This window comes from Vibrio crassostreae (genome assembly GCF_041439375.1).
Lineage (GTDB): Bacteria > Pseudomonadota > Gammaproteobacteria > Enterobacterales > Vibrionaceae > Vibrio > Vibrio crassostreae_D.
This window is the reverse complement of sequence record NZ_JBGONY010000031.1, coordinates 18,426-36,526: the sequence shown is the minus strand read 5'-3', so window position 1 is coordinate 36,526 and position 18,101 is coordinate 18,426. Positions and strand designations below refer to the sequence as shown.

At 43.7% G+C, this 18,101-nt stretch carries 15 protein-coding genes; 10 read left to right on the top strand and 5 right to left on the bottom strand.

The features are described 5' to 3' along the window. Nucleotides 1–122: 122 nt before the first annotated feature. Complete coding sequence (locus tag ACED45_RS13945; RefSeq protein WP_102432079.1) at nt 123–1,766, top strand: methyl-accepting chemotaxis protein; 1,644 nt, start codon at nt 123–125, stop codon at nt 1,764–1,766. 110 nt (nt 1,767–1,876) lie between these two features. On the opposite strand, the gene ACED45_RS13940 is transcribed toward ACED45_RS13945, so the two are convergent. Continuing rightward, nucleotides 1,877–2,770 carry a lipase secretion chaperone gene (locus ACED45_RS13940; protein WP_371714287.1) on the bottom strand — a complete coding sequence of 298 codons (894 nt, stop codon included), beginning with the start codon at nt 2,768–2,770 and terminating at the stop codon, nt 1,877–1,879. A 38-nt stretch (nt 2,771–2,808) separates the two neighbouring features. Continuing rightward, nucleotides 2,809–3,750: a lipase family alpha/beta hydrolase gene (locus ACED45_RS13935; RefSeq protein WP_102432078.1), complete on the bottom strand. Its 942-nt coding sequence runs from the start codon at nt 3,748–3,750 to the stop codon at nt 2,809–2,811. A 425-nt stretch (nt 3,751–4,175) separates the two neighbouring features. Between ACED45_RS13935 and ACED45_RS13930 the strand changes: the two genes are divergently transcribed. Beyond that, entirely contained in the window at nt 4,176–5,408 is a 1,233-nt protein-coding gene (locus tag ACED45_RS13930; RefSeq protein WP_371714286.1) for an SGNH/GDSL hydrolase family protein, read from the top strand. A 171-nt stretch (nt 5,409–5,579) separates the two neighbouring features. Here the strand turns inward: ACED45_RS13930 and ACED45_RS13925 are convergent, their stop codons facing one another. Continuing rightward, nucleotides 5,580–6,911, bottom strand: a complete 1,332-nt coding sequence (locus ACED45_RS13925; protein ID WP_371714285.1) for a DEAD/DEAH box helicase — start codon at nt 6,909–6,911, stop codon at nt 5,580–5,582. 361 nt (nt 6,912–7,272) lie between these two features. Here ACED45_RS13925 and ACED45_RS13920 point away from each other — a divergent pair, with 361 nt between their 5' ends. Beyond that, nucleotides 7,273–7,539 carry an Lpp/OprI family alanine-zipper lipoprotein gene (locus tag ACED45_RS13920; RefSeq protein WP_017061882.1) on the top strand — a complete coding sequence of 89 codons (267 nt, stop codon included), beginning with the start codon at nt 7,273–7,275 and terminating at the stop codon, nt 7,537–7,539. 177 nt (nt 7,540–7,716) lie between these two features. Here ACED45_RS13920 and ACED45_RS13915 read toward each other — a convergent pair whose 3' ends face one another. After that, nucleotides 7,717–8,691: a L,D-transpeptidase family protein gene (locus tag ACED45_RS13915; RefSeq protein WP_055319663.1), complete on the bottom strand. Its 975-nt coding sequence runs from the start codon at nt 8,689–8,691 to the stop codon at nt 7,717–7,719. 346 nt (nt 8,692–9,037) lie between these two features. Here ACED45_RS13915 and deoD point away from each other — a divergent pair, with 346 nt between their 5' ends. From deoD to ACED45_RS13895, 4 genes are all read left to right on the top strand, one after another. Next, nucleotides 9,038–9,748: a purine-nucleoside phosphorylase gene (deoD, locus tag ACED45_RS13910; RefSeq protein WP_048661021.1), complete on the top strand. Its 711-nt coding sequence runs from the start codon at nt 9,038–9,040 to the stop codon at nt 9,746–9,748. A gap of 82 nt (nt 9,749–9,830) precedes the next feature. After that, nucleotides 9,831–11,300: a lactate dehydrogenase gene (locus ACED45_RS13905; RefSeq protein WP_048661020.1), complete on the top strand. Its 1,470-nt coding sequence runs from the start codon at nt 9,831–9,833 to the stop codon at nt 11,298–11,300. Nucleotides 11,301–11,486: 186 nt separating this feature from the next. Beyond that, on the top strand, nt 11,487–12,956 hold the full coding sequence (locus ACED45_RS13900) for a hypothetical protein (RefSeq protein ID WP_371714284.1): 1,470 nt from the start codon (nt 11,487–11,489) through the stop codon (nt 12,954–12,956). Beyond that, the gene (locus ACED45_RS13895; protein ID WP_371714283.1) at nt 12,956–14,536 is read left to right on the top strand and encodes a diguanylate cyclase domain-containing protein; all 1,581 of its coding nucleotides are present in this window, start codon (nt 12,956–12,958) and stop codon (nt 14,534–14,536) included. The genes ACED45_RS13900 and ACED45_RS13895 overlap by 1 nt, the downstream gene beginning before the upstream one ends. Nucleotides 14,537–14,568: 32 nt before the next feature. Here the strand turns inward: ACED45_RS13895 and ACED45_RS13890 are convergent, their stop codons facing one another. After that, nucleotides 14,569–15,471, bottom strand: a complete 903-nt coding sequence (locus ACED45_RS13890) for a DMT family transporter (protein ID WP_017061876.1) — start codon at nt 15,469–15,471, stop codon at nt 14,569–14,571. Nucleotides 15,472–15,720: 249 nt separating this feature from the next. On the opposite strand from ACED45_RS13890, the gene ACED45_RS13885 reads away from it, so the two are divergent. The 3 genes from ACED45_RS13885 to ACED45_RS13875 all read left to right on the top strand — a co-directional run bounded on the left by ACED45_RS13885 (nt 15,721) and on the right by ACED45_RS13875 (nt 18,097). Next, on the top strand, nt 15,721–16,116 hold the full coding sequence (locus tag ACED45_RS13885) for a DUF3302 domain-containing protein (RefSeq protein WP_017061875.1): 396 nt from the start codon (nt 15,721–15,723) through the stop codon (nt 16,114–16,116). After that, nucleotides 16,116–17,246, top strand: a complete 1,131-nt coding sequence (locus ACED45_RS13880; RefSeq protein ID WP_017061874.1) for an HlyD family secretion protein — start codon at nt 16,116–16,118, stop codon at nt 17,244–17,246. The genes ACED45_RS13885 and ACED45_RS13880 overlap by 1 nt, the downstream gene beginning before the upstream one ends. A gap of 302 nt (nt 17,247–17,548) precedes the next feature. Further along, complete coding sequence (locus ACED45_RS13875; RefSeq protein ID WP_017066579.1) at nt 17,549–18,097, top strand: ECF-type riboflavin transporter substrate-binding protein; 549 nt, start codon at nt 17,549–17,551, stop codon at nt 18,095–18,097. The last annotated feature ends 4 nt before the right edge of the window (nt 18,098–18,101 follow it).

Genomic DNA, 18,101 nt, shown 5'->3' with positions numbered 1-18,101 from the left:
CGCATATATCAAAATCGAATCTATTACTGATTGAATTGTCATTCTCAGAAGTTAGAATCACTGACTAATAACAATAATAACAATTGCTTCTGCTCATTTATTTATTCAAAGAGGGACATTACATGCGCCAACTTCTCAGTGGCTTATCGATAAAAATACAAATTCTCATTCCAGTACTCTTTTCTGTCGTATTACTTTTGACGGGTGTCATCATCGGTGGTGACAAACTGGAAAACGCTTTTAAAGATGTATCAACAGCAACCGATCAACTCATCCTACATAAAGAAGAACTCAGTGAAATCGTCGACAACAGCTATGGCATGCGCATCAAAGCGATCTACAGCCTATTCAATGCTGATGACGTAAAAACACTGGTTGAAACACTAAACCAAAAACGCGACCAAAATACTCGCCTACTGAACTCATTAGACACAGTGCCAGGCATGCAAGATGAAGTAGCCGCAATGAGCAAAGCGATGAATCACTATGTCGATTTTTCTCGCACCACTATGCTTCCTCTATTAAGAGCAAAACATGGCAGCGCAGCGCTACCTTCTGACTTTGATAACCGCTATCAGATCGCAATCGACCAATATCGTCACGCGGGTAACGAAATGGTGCAAGCTATCAACCTCCTCTCAAAGCAACTGAACCGTATTGCCACTCAAGAAGTGGACATCAATGGCCAGCAACACACCAGCACACTCAACACCGCAACCATCGCACTGTTAGTGATTCTTTCAATCGCATTAGTCATCAGCTGGACGCTAGCTGGCATCATTGTTAAGCCGCTTAGCAATATCCAAGAAACCATGCGCGAAGTAGCAAAAGGTAACCTGCTAGTAAAAGCGGAAGAGCATGGCGACAACGAAATATCTCGCCTTGCCCAAGACGTAAACAAATCCGTTGAGCAATTGCGCGACACCGTAAGTTCACTATCTCGAATCAGTATTGAAGTGGCGTCTGCATCAACAGAGTTGGCGGCAGTAATGACGCAATCAAGTGCTAACTCTGATCAAGAGAAGCAAGAAGTGGAACAAGTGGCTTCTGCCGTGAACCAACTTGAGAGCACAGCATCGCACGTAAACGAGAATGCAGTACAAGCCGACTCAGCGTCTAAGCAAGCCGATGAAATGGCGACGCACAGTATGAGCTTGTTTAATGAAAGCAACCAAGCCAATGAGCAAATGGCGATTCAGCTCAGCGAAGCTGCGAACGTTGTAGGCACGCTAAAAGAGCACTCTGAACAAATTGGTAAAGTGATTGAGGTGATTCAAAGCATCTCTGAACAAACTAACCTGCTTGCGCTTAACGCAGCAATCGAAGCCGCACGAGCTGGTGAGAGTGGCCGTGGTTTCGCAGTTGTAGCCGATGAAGTTCGAATGCTGGCTGCTCGTACGCAAGATTCAACCAAAGAGATCCAAGCAATTATCGAAGGCTTGCAGGTTCAATCGGGTAACGCCAATGAGAGCATGAGCAGTTCACTGTCTATGTTAGAGCACAACCAAACACTCTCAGGCGAGGTGAGCGCAGCACTTTCTGGTATTGCTAACTCAGTAACCGACATGACAGAAATTAACACTCAAGTTGCCTCTGCCGCAGAAGAACAAAGCCAAGTGACAGCAGACATCAACCGTAATATCTCAAACATCTACAGCCTAGTAAGCCAAAACGTAACCGGTATTACTCAAGCCGCAGCAGCGAGCCACGAGCTATCTAACCTAGCCGAGCAGCAAAAGCAGCAGTTGGATTATTTTAAGGTTTAAGGGATAAAGACATTTAGCTTTATTTACCTTGCAACTCACCCATAATAAAAAACCAGTCACTCTTGACTGGTTTTTTATTTTCGATAGATTTTTGACTAAATCACCAAACCTTACTGGCCGTTCTCAGCGGCTCTGATTCTCTCAATCGCTTCTACCCTTCTAAGCTGTTGTGGCTGAAAATGAGCTTCTCTAAGCTGAGCGATCGTCTCTTGTTGCTCAATTGTCGAGAGGGCTGAGTCATTCAAAATGTCATTTCGTTCAACAAAATAAATCTCTAAAGCTCCTTCAAAGTCCGCTCTTTGTTTATCGAGTGCTTCGAGCCTCTGTGTCGCTTCTTCGCCAACCAGTTCATTTCTCTTCAAGTATTTACCTTGTTCGTCTAGACCTTGTGAGCTGGATAGTTGCTGTAATAAAACCTGATTTTGATGACTGGACTGAATATAATCGGGTTGTTCAGATAGGTAAGATTCAAGCCTTTGCTGATATTCTTGTTCCTCTAGCCCTTCTTGTTTCAGAAGTAACTTTTCTAAAGCGATTTCCCTCATTTTATTGTCATGGGTAAACAGGATACTTATCTCGCTCTCACTGAAAAGTTGAGTTTGAAGGTCAAGCAGAGCTTGATTCAGTGCGCGTAAGTCCTCTGCGGATATTGAGGTGGTGTCGAATTGAACATCCAATGTTGTCAGTGCCGACTTGTACTCGAGATACTTTGCGAACAATGCTTCATCGACCACCGCTGCTTGTGATTGCTCGTGGTGATTTGCCACATTGTCACGAATCTCTTCGAGGGTTAATTCTGTATTGCCTGACACGAAATATTCCATCATGTCTTTGGCTGACGCACTATCGATTTCGGTATCTTGTTGAGAGCTAACCTTCAATGAAGAAGCGCTTTGTTCGTTGTTATTATATGAACTTACCTCTTCCTTCTTTAGATATAAAAAGACCGCCGCTGTGCTCATCAGGGCTATCGTGGTTATCGACAAAATGGCGGTCTTTTTCATTATATTTTCCTTATGATCTTAACTTTGGGCAGCGCGACTTACAGGCCAGCCAACTTCAATCGATTCGCGTGTTGGCGATATAACGTCACTGGATCAGTCTCAAAGAGATGATGAATACCCAACAACCCATTAATCTCATCTAGGTGGTTCATTTTGTAATCATCACCAATCACTTTGCCCAAATGCGCGCTACATGCTCCCACTAACCCGTCATTAGGTTCATTAAAAGCTAAACCAAGGATTGTCATCGCTCCGTCGGTAGGATCCAGAAGGTTGGTAAAAGTGGAAGATCCTGTCCATGAATAGTAATAAACACCGTTGTTTGCTTGCCATTCACCATCACCACACGCAGACGTCGGAACGCCTTCAGGGTAAAACTGGTTGAATGCAAGCGAACCTTCAGTGGTCAACGCTTCAAGAGATGCAAGGCCATCTTGGTCTAGATCCGTTCCACCAGATAAAAGGTTAATCAGTGTCGTCAATCCACCAGCCAACTTAACCGCGATACCTTCCGCAGCTGAGCCTTCTGATACGCTTCCACGCACGAGATCGGCAACTTTAGATCCTTTATGGACGCCACCAATGCTTGTCACTGAGGCTACCAGATCAGGACGAACTGAAGCCACATAGCGCGCTGTTGGTCCGCCGTGGCTGTGACCAACTAGGTTCACCTTACTTGCCCCGGTCGCGGCTAACAGTGTTTCAACTTGAGCCAGCAACTGCTCTCCACGCACTTCAGAGCTGTTGGTCGCAGAAACCTGAGCGACGTATACACTCGCGCCATCTTTTGTCAGAGATTCCGGTACGCCATAAAAATAGTCGACGCCCGCCAATGTATCGAAGCCAAACAAGCCATGTACCAACACAATGGGATATTTCGTTTCAGTGTATCCGCTGACTTCTAATGCCGATGCGCTCGTTCCTGCATAGGCACCAAAACTGGATAGACAAGCTATCGTCCAAATTAATATCTTTTTCAATGCTCTTTCCTTAAACAGATTAGACCTCTGATGAGTAAAAGAACCGTAGTTGATGATTTTATAAAACAGAAAGTAGGGACTCGATATTTGTGAGATTGAACTGGAATTAAACAGTAGTGATGAACATTGCTCAACCAAAGTCACAATAAACGATAAAACAAGTAATCAATTGATTAATAATAATTAAGTGAGATAACTATTAATAGTAAATGTGAATAAAGTAGGTATGGACTCTCGCCCAGATAAAAATTAATGAACGCAAAACCGTTGAAAGTTGGATCTATGTAACACTTATTATACGTGCTTCATATGAGTTATTGACGCAACAATGAGTAATATTCAATACATTGCCTAAATGATATTTATTCTTATTATTAATAATAAAGTAATTAACCTTACTTACTTTGCTAAATGAGTACTCTAAAATGAAGAAAATGATCTTGGTATTTACATTGACAATGCCTCTAATTGCATCAGCTATCGCCGATACATCAATGCCTCTAGATGCAACAATTCCTGACGAAGTAGCACAAGGGCAGATGCTTGATACACGATCATATATCAGATGCTGGTACCGAACCGACATATCGAATGACTCAGTTGCAACTGATTGGAAATGGGCAAGAAACGAAGATGGCAATTACTACACTATCGATGGATATTGGTGGTCGCCCTCATCGTATAAAAACATGTTCTTTAGTGGAACACCACAATCAGAAATAGAACAACGTTGCGAAGAGACACTAGACATCCAGCATGATGCCGCCGACATCACTTATTTTGCAGCAGACAGTCGGTTCTCCTACAACCACTCAATATGGACCAATGACGAAGAACTCCAAGACAATAAAATTAATCGAATCATCACATTTGGGGATAGCCTTTCTGATACTGGAAACTTATTCAACGGTTCGCAATGGGTTCTTCCGAATGCCAACTCATGGTTCTTAGGTCACTTCTCAAATGGCTTAGTCTGGACAGAGTACCTAGCTAGAGAGAAAAACATACCTCTGTATAACTGGGCAGTTGGTGGGGCGGCAGGCACAAATCAGTATGGAGTCCTCAAAGGAGTTTATGACCAAGTCACGTCGTACCTGAAATACATGGAAGCCGCGAAGAATTACCGTCCAGAAAACTCGTTATTTACTTTGGAGTTCGGCCTTAACGACTTTATGAATTACGAACGATCGGTGGCTGATGTAAAAGCTGATTTCAGCAGCGCTCTAATTCGTTTAACGGGAAGTGGGGCTCAAAACATTTTGCTCTTCACTCTCCCTGACGCCACAAAAGCTCCACAATTTAAATACTCGACAGAAGATGAAATTTCTATTGTGCATAGCAAAATAATTGAGTTTAACCTCTTCATCAAAGAGCAAGCTGAGTATTACCAAGCTAGGGGGGTCAATGTCGTACTTTTCAATGCTCATGATCTGTTTAACCACATTACTGAAAACCCGCAGCAACATGGATTTCAGAACGCCACAGATGCATGTTTAGATATTCAGCGCCATTCAGCTTCCGATTACTTATATCGCCATAGCTTAACTAACGAATGCGCAACCTATGGTTCAGACCGCTATGTGTTTTGGGGCGTGACGCACCCAACTACCGCAATCCATAAATATCTAGCGGATAATATTCTCATGTCTTCATTTTAGACCTTCGACTTTGAATAGATGCAAGGATAGGTGTCCTTTCAAGCTTTTCAGAAGTTAAATGAGCATAGGGCAAGATAAAGGGAGACGAGAAATAGACAAGGTACAGACACAAAAAAACCGCCTAATATTGGCGGTTTTTATTTACGTTAGCTTTTGGCTCACGCGAGTTGGTTACTCATCGTCAGTTTTTGGCGCAACTTTCTTCTTAGGGATAAACACGGTATCACCCACAGCCACATTTTGGTGGAAGCTCTTATCGCGCTTAACCGGTTTCTTCGGCGTCTTCTTAACTTGAGTGTTGGTCTTCTTCTTCGCAGGTCCGCCTTTAGCAAAAGCAGGTTTACGAGGCTTAATGCCTTTGAATTTACCTTTCAAGCCTTCAAGCACTGAGAAAGTAAGATCTTGTTGAAGGTAAAGCTCAACACGCTTGAAGCTGTCCCAGTCTTTTGGACCAACCAAAGAGATTGCATCGCCTTTGTTACCTGCACGGCCAGTACGACCAACACGGTGAACATACTCTTCGGTGTGCTTCGGCATATCAAAGTTAATAACGTGGCTCACGTTCGGAATATCGATACCACGAGAAGCAACATCGGTTGTTACCAAGATTTTGTAAACCGCACGCTCAAACTGGCTCATTATAGCATTACGTTGCGTTTGGTTTAGGTTACCACTCAGTGCAACCGCTTTAAGCTTCTTCTCGTTCAACTTATCTGTTAGACGATCGGTATCAGCACGAGTTGCAGTGAAGATCATTACCTGACGGTATTCAGCTTCTTCTAGTACACGGTCTAGAATCGCTTCTTTGTGATCGAGGTGATCACATAGGTAGAATTTCTGAGTGATATCTAAATGCTGCTCGTTAGAAACACCAACAGAGATACGCTTAGGCGCATCTAGCATTTCATTGGCAATGCCGTTTACTTCAGCGTGATCTAACGTTGCAGAGAACATTAGTGTCTGACGACGACGGTGTTTAGCAGCATTAGCAATGCGACGAAGTTCTGGAGCGAAACCCAAGTCAAGCATACGGTCTGCTTCATCAAGGATTAGCGTTTCAACACCATCTAGGAACAATGAACGATGTTCTAAGTGGTCAGCAAGACGACCTGGAGTTGCAACGATAAAACGAGGGTACTTACGCAGTGCTTTAACTTGGTCGTTAAAGTTTTCGCCACCCAAGATAAGCGCCGCTTCGTAAGATAAACCACCAAGCATGCTACGCAGTTCACCGTAAACTTGCTTAGCCAGCTCACGAGTAGGAGCCAAAATTACACCACGAGGATCTTTAGCAGAAAACGCTTTTGTTTTTAAAGCCTTATGTATCATTGGCAACACAAACGCCAATGTTTTTCCTGATCCCGTTTTTGATGAAGCCAATAGATCCTTACCAGCAATAGCAACAGGGATCGCTTTTGATTGGATCTCTGTCGCCTTCTTGAAGTCGTAATGTTTTAAGTTCTTCAGTAAGCGGTTATCTAAGCCTAAATCTTTAAAGTGCAAAGGACTCTCCAGTCATGATGGTATTGAATAAAATTAATTTAACGTGACATGATACCGCGAAAGTACTTTATAAGGATAGAGATCACAGTAAATTTATCCTTTAATCTATCTCTAGCTAGAACATTGTATGCATTGCCAACAAAGGGATGGCTCTCCAAGAACACATTACAGTCGCCTCTAAACCCTTCATCTCATAAGTGAGACAGAACGTGATGCTCAGCTAATTACCTCAAAAATTTAGCAATTTCTTTATTTATTGTTTTTGCAGTTAAAAAATTAGTCGCTACAATCATTAATGAAGCGACTATATGATAGAGAATGTATAGCGCATCTTTTGATGATAAATAAGCAAGGAGTTCTTATGAATAAGACGTTAATCGCAGCTGCAGCCTCAGTTTTCATTTTAGCCGGTTGTTCTTCAGAGCCAGAAGAAGCTGCAGTGTCAGAAATGGATCAACTAACTAACCAAGTTGCTCAACTTACTAGCGAAGTTGAAGCACTTAAGAGTGACAAAGCAGCCGCAGAAATGAAGGCACAAGAAGCAGAAGCAGCCGCTATGGCAGCAAAAGAAGAAGCGGATCGTGCTAACGAACGTATCGACAACATCGCTGAGTCGTACACTAAGTAGTTTGAGATCTAAGTGCGATTAAGCTGTAGTTTAAATAAGTCGCAAAAGCAGTATATGGACAGCACCACCTCTTAACGGATGTGGTGCTTTTTTTTTGGGCGATACTAACTTGAGTAGAAGGGACTAATTCGAGTAGAGAAAGGGAAACCGCCCCTTGTTACAGAAGAGGCAATCGAATTAAAACTCAATCACAGGTGGTGCTATCTCTACAGGCACGCCGTTTTGAGCAAAGATAACCGCCTTCGCTTTTGAATTAGGCAGTTCTGCGTCTTCAAGCCACCATTTTAATTCCACAGGGATCTGTAATGATTTCTTTGAACCATCACTTCGAGTTAATGGTTCGTGCGCTTCGACAAACACACTTCTATCTGGCTCTAGTGACACTTTGATTGGCTCATTGATAATGGTGACCTGTTCGCCACGGTTCACTTGCTCAAACAGCCATTCAATATCCTTAGGTTCCATTCGGATACAACCAGAGCTAACTCGTAAACCTATTCCGAAGTCTTTATTAGTACCATGGATCAAGTAGTCACCAGCGCCATAAGCAAGCCTCAAAGCGTACTCACCCAATGGGTTTTCCGGTCCGGCAGGAACCACTCTCGGTAATTCAATGCCCTTTTCAAGATACTCTTTGCGGATTGAATTTGGTGGCGTCCATGTTGGATTCGGTCTTTTTTGACTTATCTTGGTGATCATCTCGGGGGTATCGCGTCCCACTCGACCGATGCCGACAGGAAAAACATGTACTTGATTTTTATCGGGCTCAAAGTAGTACAACCTCAACTCAGCAAGGTTGATAACAATCCCCTTTCTTGGGGTATCAGGCAGAATCAGACGACTTGGAATGCTCAACACATAACCTTCCGCGGGAAGAAAAGGATCCACTCCTTTGTTGGCTGCCATTAAAGAGAGGAAACCAATATCGTATTGCTTGGCAATGATGGCCAAGGTTTCGCCCGCCACCACTTCATGCTGCTGTATTCTGCCAACAATACGGCTTTCTGTTGGTGGCAATTCAAAGGTTGCAGCAGACACCCACGATGAAGCTATTCCACTGGCAAGCAAAGTAGTTCTTACAACAAGCGATGCTGCCCTGTGAAGTCGGGTTTTCATTGACTGCAAAGGCGTCGAGTTAGCGCAATACGACATACAAATCCTTGGTTTGTCTTTTATCAAAGTTTAGATTATCGCTGATCAAACGTCTCTACAACGTATTGTTGTCTCGAAACTGATAGGCAACAAGTTTATATGTGGGCCTTTTCCTCTCATTGGCTTGCAATTTACCCATACAAAATCGATTGCCTTTACGCTTTCAACATATTTGGTTATCAATATTAATAAAACTATAATGACAGACCTATTTTGTGACTAAAGTCTCATGGAGCCACGTTCTAACTCGCTAATATTGCCTCAACAAAACGAATTCAATTCAACAGAATCGGTAATTGATTAAATCCTGTTCCTATAATTACCGTTTAAACTTTGGAGAACGACCATGGCTACACCTCATATTAATGCTCAAGCTGGTGATTTCGCAGAAACAGTACTTATGCCGGGCGACCCGCTTCGCGCAAAATACATTGCAGAAACATTCCTTGATGACGTGAAGCAAGTTTGTGACGTTCGCAACATGTTTGGCTACACAGGCACTTACAAAGGTAAGAAAGTTTCTGTAATGGGCCACGGTATGGGTATCCCATCATGCTGCATCTACGTACACGAGCTTATCGCTGAGTACGGTGTGAAAAACGTTATTCGTGTAGGTAGCTGTGGCGCAGTACGTGACGACGTTAAACTAATGGACGTTGTTATCGGTATGGGTGCTTCTACTGACTCAAAAGTAAACCGTATTCGTTTCAACAACCACGACTTCGCGGCTATCGCTGATTTCGGCCTTCTAGAAGAAGCAGTAAACCAAGCACGTGCACAAGAAGTTCCAGTTAAAGTTGGTAACGTATTCTCTGCTGACCTTTTCTACACTCCAGAAGCTGACCTTTTCGAAAAAATGGAAAAACTAGGCATCCTAGGTGTTGATATGGAAGCAGCTGGTATCTACGGTGTTGCTGCAGACCTTGGTGCTAAAGCATTGACTATCCTAACAGTATCTGACCACATCATCCGTGGCGAGAAACTAAGCTCTGAAGAGCGTCAAAAGTCTTTCAACGACATGATGAAAGTTGCTCTAGAGACAGCAATCAACATCTAACGACTTGATAAAAGATACATTGAAAAGCGTTACCCCGCAGCCAAGCTCGCTTGGCTGCTCAAATAATCCCGAGGGGGAGATCGTGTCTAACGACAAGCTGCCAAAAGATGCGGATGGTTTGCAACTCAACTTTTGTAAAACATTGGCGTGTGACAACTTTGGCTTGAGCGATGCAAAACGGTATGTTTTGCAACACGCTAACCCTAAGCGTCCTGCGATGGTTTGTCGTGAATGTGGAGCTTTCCCCCCCTTACTTAACAATCGTGAAGTGTTAAGCGAACTTCATCGCCTAAGACAACTTCACAGCGATGGGCTCCCTGCTTGTCGTAATGATGATTGCGATAACTTCGGCTTATCGGTTCATACCCACAAACATCTTTATCATGCCTTCGGCTATAGTGGCGACAGGCAGCGTTATCGATGCAAAGACTGCCAATCAACCTTCGTTGATAAATGGTCTGGATCCAATAAAAAACTTCAATTTCAAGAAAACCTCATGGGCTTACTGTTCATGGGCTATTCCGTACGTGAAATCTGTAGAAAATTAGAGATCAATCCAAAGACTTTCTATGATCATGTTGACCATATCGCGAGCCGTTGTCGTCGTAAATTAGCGATGATCGATGCACGATGGGTTAACCATGCGAAAGATTACGAGTTCGCATCTCACTACCAGCGTCTACAGCCACAAAGTAACAACGGTGTGGTTTGGATAGCGACTGGCGAGGCGCATTCTGGCTACATCCTTTGCCAACACGTTAACTACTCTCAAAATGAAGAGCCATCAGGGAATGTCGACCACAACCCTTATGATGATGTTGCACGCTTTGTATCCAAAGAGCACTCTTCAGAAGCGAATCTCGAACTACCTCAGCCCTCTGACAAACTAAAAGAGCGCATTGAACAGCAGTACCAAGTGATTCTTGCGAGAGGTAACGTTGAGGACCCTATGGGTAACCTCACCACATTTAGCTACCCTTCAAAAGGCGCACTAATTCGACCGCCTTATACCTCTTATGCTCACTTCCTACATGTATTGGATATGTGTAATGAAGACAAACATGTCGCCATCTATATGCCACAAGATCCATTACTAAGATCTGCCGCTTTAAGCGTATGTTTGCCGCGCATTCAGAGTCAAAATATTGACCTTATGTATGTAGAGGAAGATTCAGGCTGGCAAGACGATCAAAGTTTTGAAAAGATCGACATCGTTCATATGAGTTGGTGGCGAGATCGTTGGGCTATTGCGAATCAAGGTGATAATCAGAAAGGCATCTGCTACCTAACAGGTAACAATCCAGAACCAAAACAGTGGTTTAACACGGCCTCAATTCAACAAACTAAGTTCTATCAACAGCGCTTTCAGCTGTTATTTGATAGCTTCATCAATGAGCCCAGACGTAAACTTCGTCCTGGGGGCATTCTTCCATTGCTCGACATATTTAGAGCTTGGCACAATCTGTGCTACCAAGATAAGCAAGGGCTCACGGCAGCGCAACGCTTGGGCGTAGCAGAGCAGCCATTAACTCTAAAGCAACTACTTTCATAGCAACAAAGCCTCTAGATAATTATTCGGGAACTCATTGATTTTAAAGCAACAACATGAGGTAACACCCATAATTAGAAAAGATCGATGTTCCTTTGACGCTCTAAGAAAGATAATTGGTGCTTATCTCAAATTACACTCTTATAATGATTGTGTTATCAATATGTTCGATAATCATGGATCTAAGTCTTGGACAAAAATCAGTACCTTCTTGAAACAGAATTAGAAAAACTCAAAACTCGTGTTGACTCTGAGCCATCGGTGATCCTAGAGATCGCTCAACAATGCCTAGTCAGATCAGAGCAAGTTCTGTTTGAAGAGGGTGCCATCCAGTCATTGATGTTAATGGCAAGGTGTAGCTGGAACCTGATGGATTACCAGAAAGGTTTAAAGCACATCAAGGAAGCCTATAAGCGCCAAAGCCGATTAGATACCGACCTTTTTCTCCCTGAAATCCTCCATTTACACGCTCTCCAGTTCTGGGGGCAAGCCAAATATTATTCCGCCCAACAGTTTTGGATCAATGCTTTAGAGCAATCTGCGTTGGTTGATGAAGTCGAAATTCAAATTGAATGCCTCATTGGTCTCGGCAATATTTGGCGAATGACCCACGAATATAAACTTGCACGTTCTACTCACCAACTTGCCGTTAAAGTGGCTAACAACAGCCGCATTGGTTGGTTAGAGGGCAAAGCCAGAATACTGCTCGCGTGGGATTACTATCTGCTCAACAACTATGTTGAAATGCTATCGGTACTAGACGGTGCAGAAGAAGCATTAAAAGACCATAAAGATAACACTTGGCATGCAGAAGTATGGGACTTCCGAGGCCTTGCTCTACTTGGTCTTGAACGCTTAGATGACGCAGAGCGCGCCACTGCCAAAGCGCACAGTCTGGCAGTCGAACACAACCTAGTTTGGATGAAGGCGCATTCATACATCAGTCGAGCTCGATTGGATCTCCTGAGAAAAAGGCCAGAACAAGCGGCAGAATTACTGAGACTCGCTGAACAATCCGCCAATGAATTTGATAATGGTGAATTGCTTAGCCAAATTTGTTACCAACAGTCCTTGGTTGCAGAAGAAAACCAGGATTTCAAAGCAGCATTAGTCGCCTTTAAAAAGTACCGTCAATATTCTATCTGCATGCTTAAAGAGCAAACTAATCGTGTCGGTTTGGACAAAGCACGCAGTTCAAAACGCCAGCTTGAACAGAGGGCACGAAAGCTGATTAATCGTATTCGTGGCCAACACGAATACGATCCTGAAAAGCACCTATCTTACGTTGTTTCTGAAACCTTTTGGTGGGAAAAACTGGTCCTCTTTAAGACAGAGCTTAAGCGTTCAAACCACAGCATCATTATGTTCCATCATGTCGATACTGATTACTTAGATGTCTGTACCGAGATTGCTCATGCTTTATGTAACCAGAATGACTTCATTGCAAGGCTAAGTTCTGAACGTGTGGCTCTTATGCTTTCCGAAAAAGGCGAAGCCGCAGAGCAAACCTTCCAAACTCTCAGCACCATGCTTGATATTTATCCTTGGCATAGAAAAGGATTAAAAGGTTCAAGACCGACCGTCAGCCTCAATGATATTTTGACGTTCCCGTTTACGCTTGAACAATTAGAAGAAGACGATGCTGAGGTAATAGAATAATGGAAACGCTATTAAGCAAGATCACAGACGCCGGTTTAGACCCTTCATCGGTATCAGGTGAAGAAGCGATCATCTTCTGGAACCACATTCGCCAGCACGTTTCGACAACGCAAACAGAGCAAGCGCACTGCTATATCATCAGCTCTGAATACCGTGCCGAGTTACAACAAAATCAAACCAGTATCGAAGAGTTGAGACGAGCACTCGATCTGCTCCACCTTCCTGCCGATATTGAAGACATTCTGACAGTCAAGACCAGCCTAAGTGACCGCTTAGTTGAAATTGGTGATTACACGTCAGCACTCAATGAATTCATCAGTTCATCGACAATCGCGGTTGAACACGGCCATATCGATGAGTATGTACTAGCAATTTTAGGCATGGGGAACCTGTGTGATTCCTATGGCGATCACAACAGAGCCCTTCGTTATTACCAAAAAATCAGCAGCATAGACCATGCGATAAGCAGTCGCTCACTTCGCCTCAAATTCAAGCTGCATATGGTGGCGAGCTTGCTTCTGCTCAACCGTATTACTGCAGCCAGCGATTTACTGAATGAGTGCGAAGAACTGAGTATTTTGGTGAGTGACAAGTTACTCACAGCTCAAATATTGCTTTACCAAGCAAAGGTGCTGCGCGCTAAGAAAAAATATCATGAAGCGCTACGCTGTCTGTCCAAGGTTCAATACCCAGCCAACAGCACTCAAGCAAGCTGGCTTGCAACCATGACTCGTCTAGAGCTCGCACATTGCCTAAGTGCAACCGGCAAGCAAGACTACGCGAGCATGATTTTGTCGAGCACAGACAAACGCGTGAAAGCCTACTCGTCGCCAGTACTTGCAAAACGATTCTACGATTCGCTGAGTGATGTGTGTATGAATCAAGGGCGTTTTCAAGAAGCGCTAAGCTATGAGAAAAAAGGCTACCGAATTGAAACCGATCTGATGAAGCAGATCCCGATCAGTGAACTCGGTGCAAGCCAACTACGCCGCCTGTCCCGTTTTGAATTACAACTCAAACTCATTCTCTCTGAACAAGAGAACAAAGAGCTCAAAGAGACAACGGAACAACACAAGAATGCGGTTGCTCAGCTTCAACAAGACGTATTCACCGATCCATTGACAGGGTTACACAACCGTCGCTGGTTAGATGTGAAATTGAAAGACATGCTGTTGCACGATACCTCTTTCGCACTGATGGTTATTGATATTGACCACTTCAAGTCTATCAATGATGAACTGAGTCACTTAGTGGGTGATAAAGCGATTGTTAGCGTGTCTCAAGAGCTGCGTTCATACTTTAAGTTTAGAGGCGCATCGTGTGTCAGGTTTGGCGGAGAAGAGTTCCTCGTCATTCTAGAGAACACTGATCTTCCGAAGGCAGAAACGCACTCTGAAAATTATCGAGAGCGCATTTTCCAATTCGGTTGGCATGAGATACTTGGGGAGCGCGGTTTGACCGTGAGTATTGGTATCACTTTGCATCGTGACGGAGAGAATACTCAACGCACCTTCTACCGTGCGGATAAAGCGCTATACCGAGCTAAAGCCAACGGCCGTAATCAAGTGTGTACAGAGTAGTGGCATATAGCTCTGTAGCTTAGGCCAACTGCTTATTGATAAAAGAACAGAGAAATACCAGCAAGGGCGGCAAGTGTGCCTATGATACTTTGCTTTGACACCTTCTCCCCTTTCAGCGCATAAATCACCAAAATAAAGACCGGGCTGGTCGCTATCAACGTTTGTGCAATCGCAGGGTTAGCATTCTTCAACGCCACTTGTTGAAGCCATAGAGCGAGAAACGTCCCGACAAAGATTGCTCCTAGTAACCACAGTTTATCGAGCTTGGTCATTTCCCATAAATCTCTTTTTATCGATGAATACGGCTTCTTTTCAACGAAAGGGATAATCAGCATCACAGCAAACACGCCAATCGTCAGGCGAATCAAAGCACCTAACAATGGTGGGATATCACCCGCCACTAACGCGTAATGAGAAATAACCACACCAGATGCCTGACAGACACTCGCCACAAGCCCATAACCAATGCCACCCCACTGCGCTTTGTTATTCGATTCACCGCTCGCCGATTTTGATGGCTGGAAGACAACGAAGGTCACCGCTAGTGTTGTAATCACGACACCGAGCCAACTTTGCACTGTCAATACAGCGCCCAGGAACATTAATGCCAGCACACCAGAAAGAGGCGGGGCTAAAGATTCCAGTAACAGCGTCTTATTGGCACCGATTCTTTTCAACGCCGCAAAATAGGCGCTATCTCCAATCGCAATGCCAATCACACCTGAAATTGCCAATATCAGAAAATGGTTGGTACTCAGTTCAAACTCCGGCATCGGAATAAGAGGCATCACCAGCAACATCATCCCTGACGCCACTACACCCTTAACAATGTTCAATTGCATCGCAGAGAAGCGATGACCAAACTGTCCATAAATCCATGTCGCACACGCCCACACAATCGCAGCACCAATAGCCGCCAATTCACCTATATACATCCGTGTTTATCCTTTGTGGTTGTGCACGTCATTTAGAATCGTAGCTGTCATCATTTCAGCTAAAATACCAACCAGAAAGCCGAAATAGCCTCTTCAAACGCGATGAGATTTATAAGATTCGTCAATGGTTTTGCTCACATTAGAAGCGAACACTCATTATTTACAACTCAGCAAATCATTTTTATAACAATTACTTGGATGATAGCGTACTATATTTATAACTAACATCTAACATTACAAGGATCTGTTATGTTTTTAGACTACTTTGCACTCGGCTTACTCATTTTCGTTGCTCTAGTCATCTTTTACGGCATCATCGTTATTCACGATATCCCTTATGAAATAGCCAAAGAACGTAATCATCCTCACCAAGACGCAATTCACGTCTCAGGCTGGGTTAGCCTATTCACTTTGCACACAATTTGGCCCTTTCTATGGATTTGGGCAACATTATGGCGGAAAGACCGAGGCTGGGGCTTCGAAAAACTCGAAGAAGAGCAGCACGATATTCATCACCGAGTGGATGTTTTAATCGATCAAGTTAGCACCCTTCAAGAAGAGATCGCACAGCTCAAACAAGCAAATACTAAACAAAGCAGCACAAAAAAAGAGTCAAACAACGTTCAAGATCAGGAGGCTAAGTAATGGATTTACTACTGATAATGACCTACGCGGCACTTTGTATCACTATTTTCAAAGTATTTAATATCCCACTAAACAAATGGACAGTGCCTACCGCAGTGCTCGGTGGTGTGGTCATCGTAGGAACATTGATCCTATTAATGAACTACAACCATCCTTTCACACAACTTGGCAACCAAGTTTACTCAACGACTCCAATTGTTTCAGGCGTTAGAGGTAAAGTCATTGAGGTTCCTGTTGAGGCGAATTCTCCTTTAAAGAAAGGAGACATCCTCTTTAAAATTGACCCTATCCCTTTTGAAGCAGAAGTCGCCAAGCTCGAAGCGAAAGTAAAAGAAGCAAGCCAAGGAGCACTTGGGCTTGAATCTCAAGTTGCTGAAGCTGAAGCTGCTAAAATCAAAGCGATTGCAGAAAGAGACAAAGCGCAACGCGAATTTTCTCGTTATAAGCGTGGCTTTGAAAGTGGTGCGTTTACCGAACAACAATTGGATACTCGTAGACAAGCTTATAAGGCATCGGAAGCAGCAGTAAAAGTAGCAGAAGCAAGTCAACAACAAGCTCAGATCGCTCTAAATTCTGAAATTGGTGGCGAGAACACCGCAGTGGCAGGATTACTTGCAGACTTACGTAAGGCTCAATTCAACCTTGACCAAACGGTCGTGAGAGCACCAACGGATGGATATGTTACACAACTAGCACTGCGTCCAGGCGTAATGGCTGTACCGCTACCTCTTGCTCCTGTCATGACATTTGTCCATACGGAAGAAAAATACTACATCGCAGCATTCAGACAAAACTCATTGCAACGACTGCATCCTGGTTTCGAAGCTGAATTTTTATTCAGAGCACTACCAGGCAAGATTTTCAAAGGACGCATTGATGAAATAATCCCAGCTATTGGTGAGAGTCAAATTCAAGCGCGCGGGACACTTATTGGTACCAATGCACTTCGTACTAATGGACGCGTATTTGCTAAAATGACCATCACTGATGACCTGTCTGACTACCATTTACCTATGGGTACCGCGGTTGAAGTTGCCGTTTATTCTGACAGCTTCACCCACGTTTCAATCATGCGCAAGGTCCTTATTCGCATGAAGAGTTGGCAAAACTATCTATACCTAGACCACTAAACGGTCAAAGGTACGTGACGAACCCGCTTAACACATAGTTAAGACGAATGAAAAAGTCAGACTCGCTCTGGCTTTTTTGTTGCTGGATTAACCGTAAAATTACGCTTTTTACACGATATTTAGGTGTTCAGATGGAATTTTAGACATCTAGACACTTACCTTCCCTTATGAAAGGGTTCTACTGTATAATGCGCGCCTTATTTTTTATATTTGCCCAAAAAACGTTCTCATTGAGACGCATATTAATAATGGCGAATATTTATTCTTTATTTTGCTTTATTTTTCAGAATTCGAGGTTATCTATGAACTTTTCAGCTAAAACAGTGGTCGTTATCGCCATTGGCGCGGCACTGTACGGCATTGGTGGTTTACCTATGTTTGGTGTCCCAGTGTTTGCTAACACGACATTGAAACCAGCAATGGCAGTTCTAGCACTGTTTTCTGTTTTGTTCGGCCCTATTGTTGGCTTCTTAGTTGGCTTTATCGGTCACTGGGTAACGGATCTGTTCGCAGGCTGGGGTGTGTGGTTAACTTGGGTTTTAGGCTCAGGTATCGTAGGCATGGTTATCGGCTTATTCCCGATGTTGACCAAGAACCGCCTTCAGCAAGGTGAGTTGCCTATGAAGGACTTCGCGCTGTTTGTGGTACTTGCCCTTGCCGGTAATGTGGTTGGTTACGGCTGCTCTGCATTCCTAGATACCATCCTTTATGCAGAACCGTTTACTAAAGTCTTCACTCAACTCTCTATCATTGCTGCGGGTAACACCGTTCTGATCGCTGTTGTTGGCTTACTGATCCTAAAATCAGTCGCTAAACGCAACAAACAAAGCCGTAACCTGACTGAGGCATAAGCGA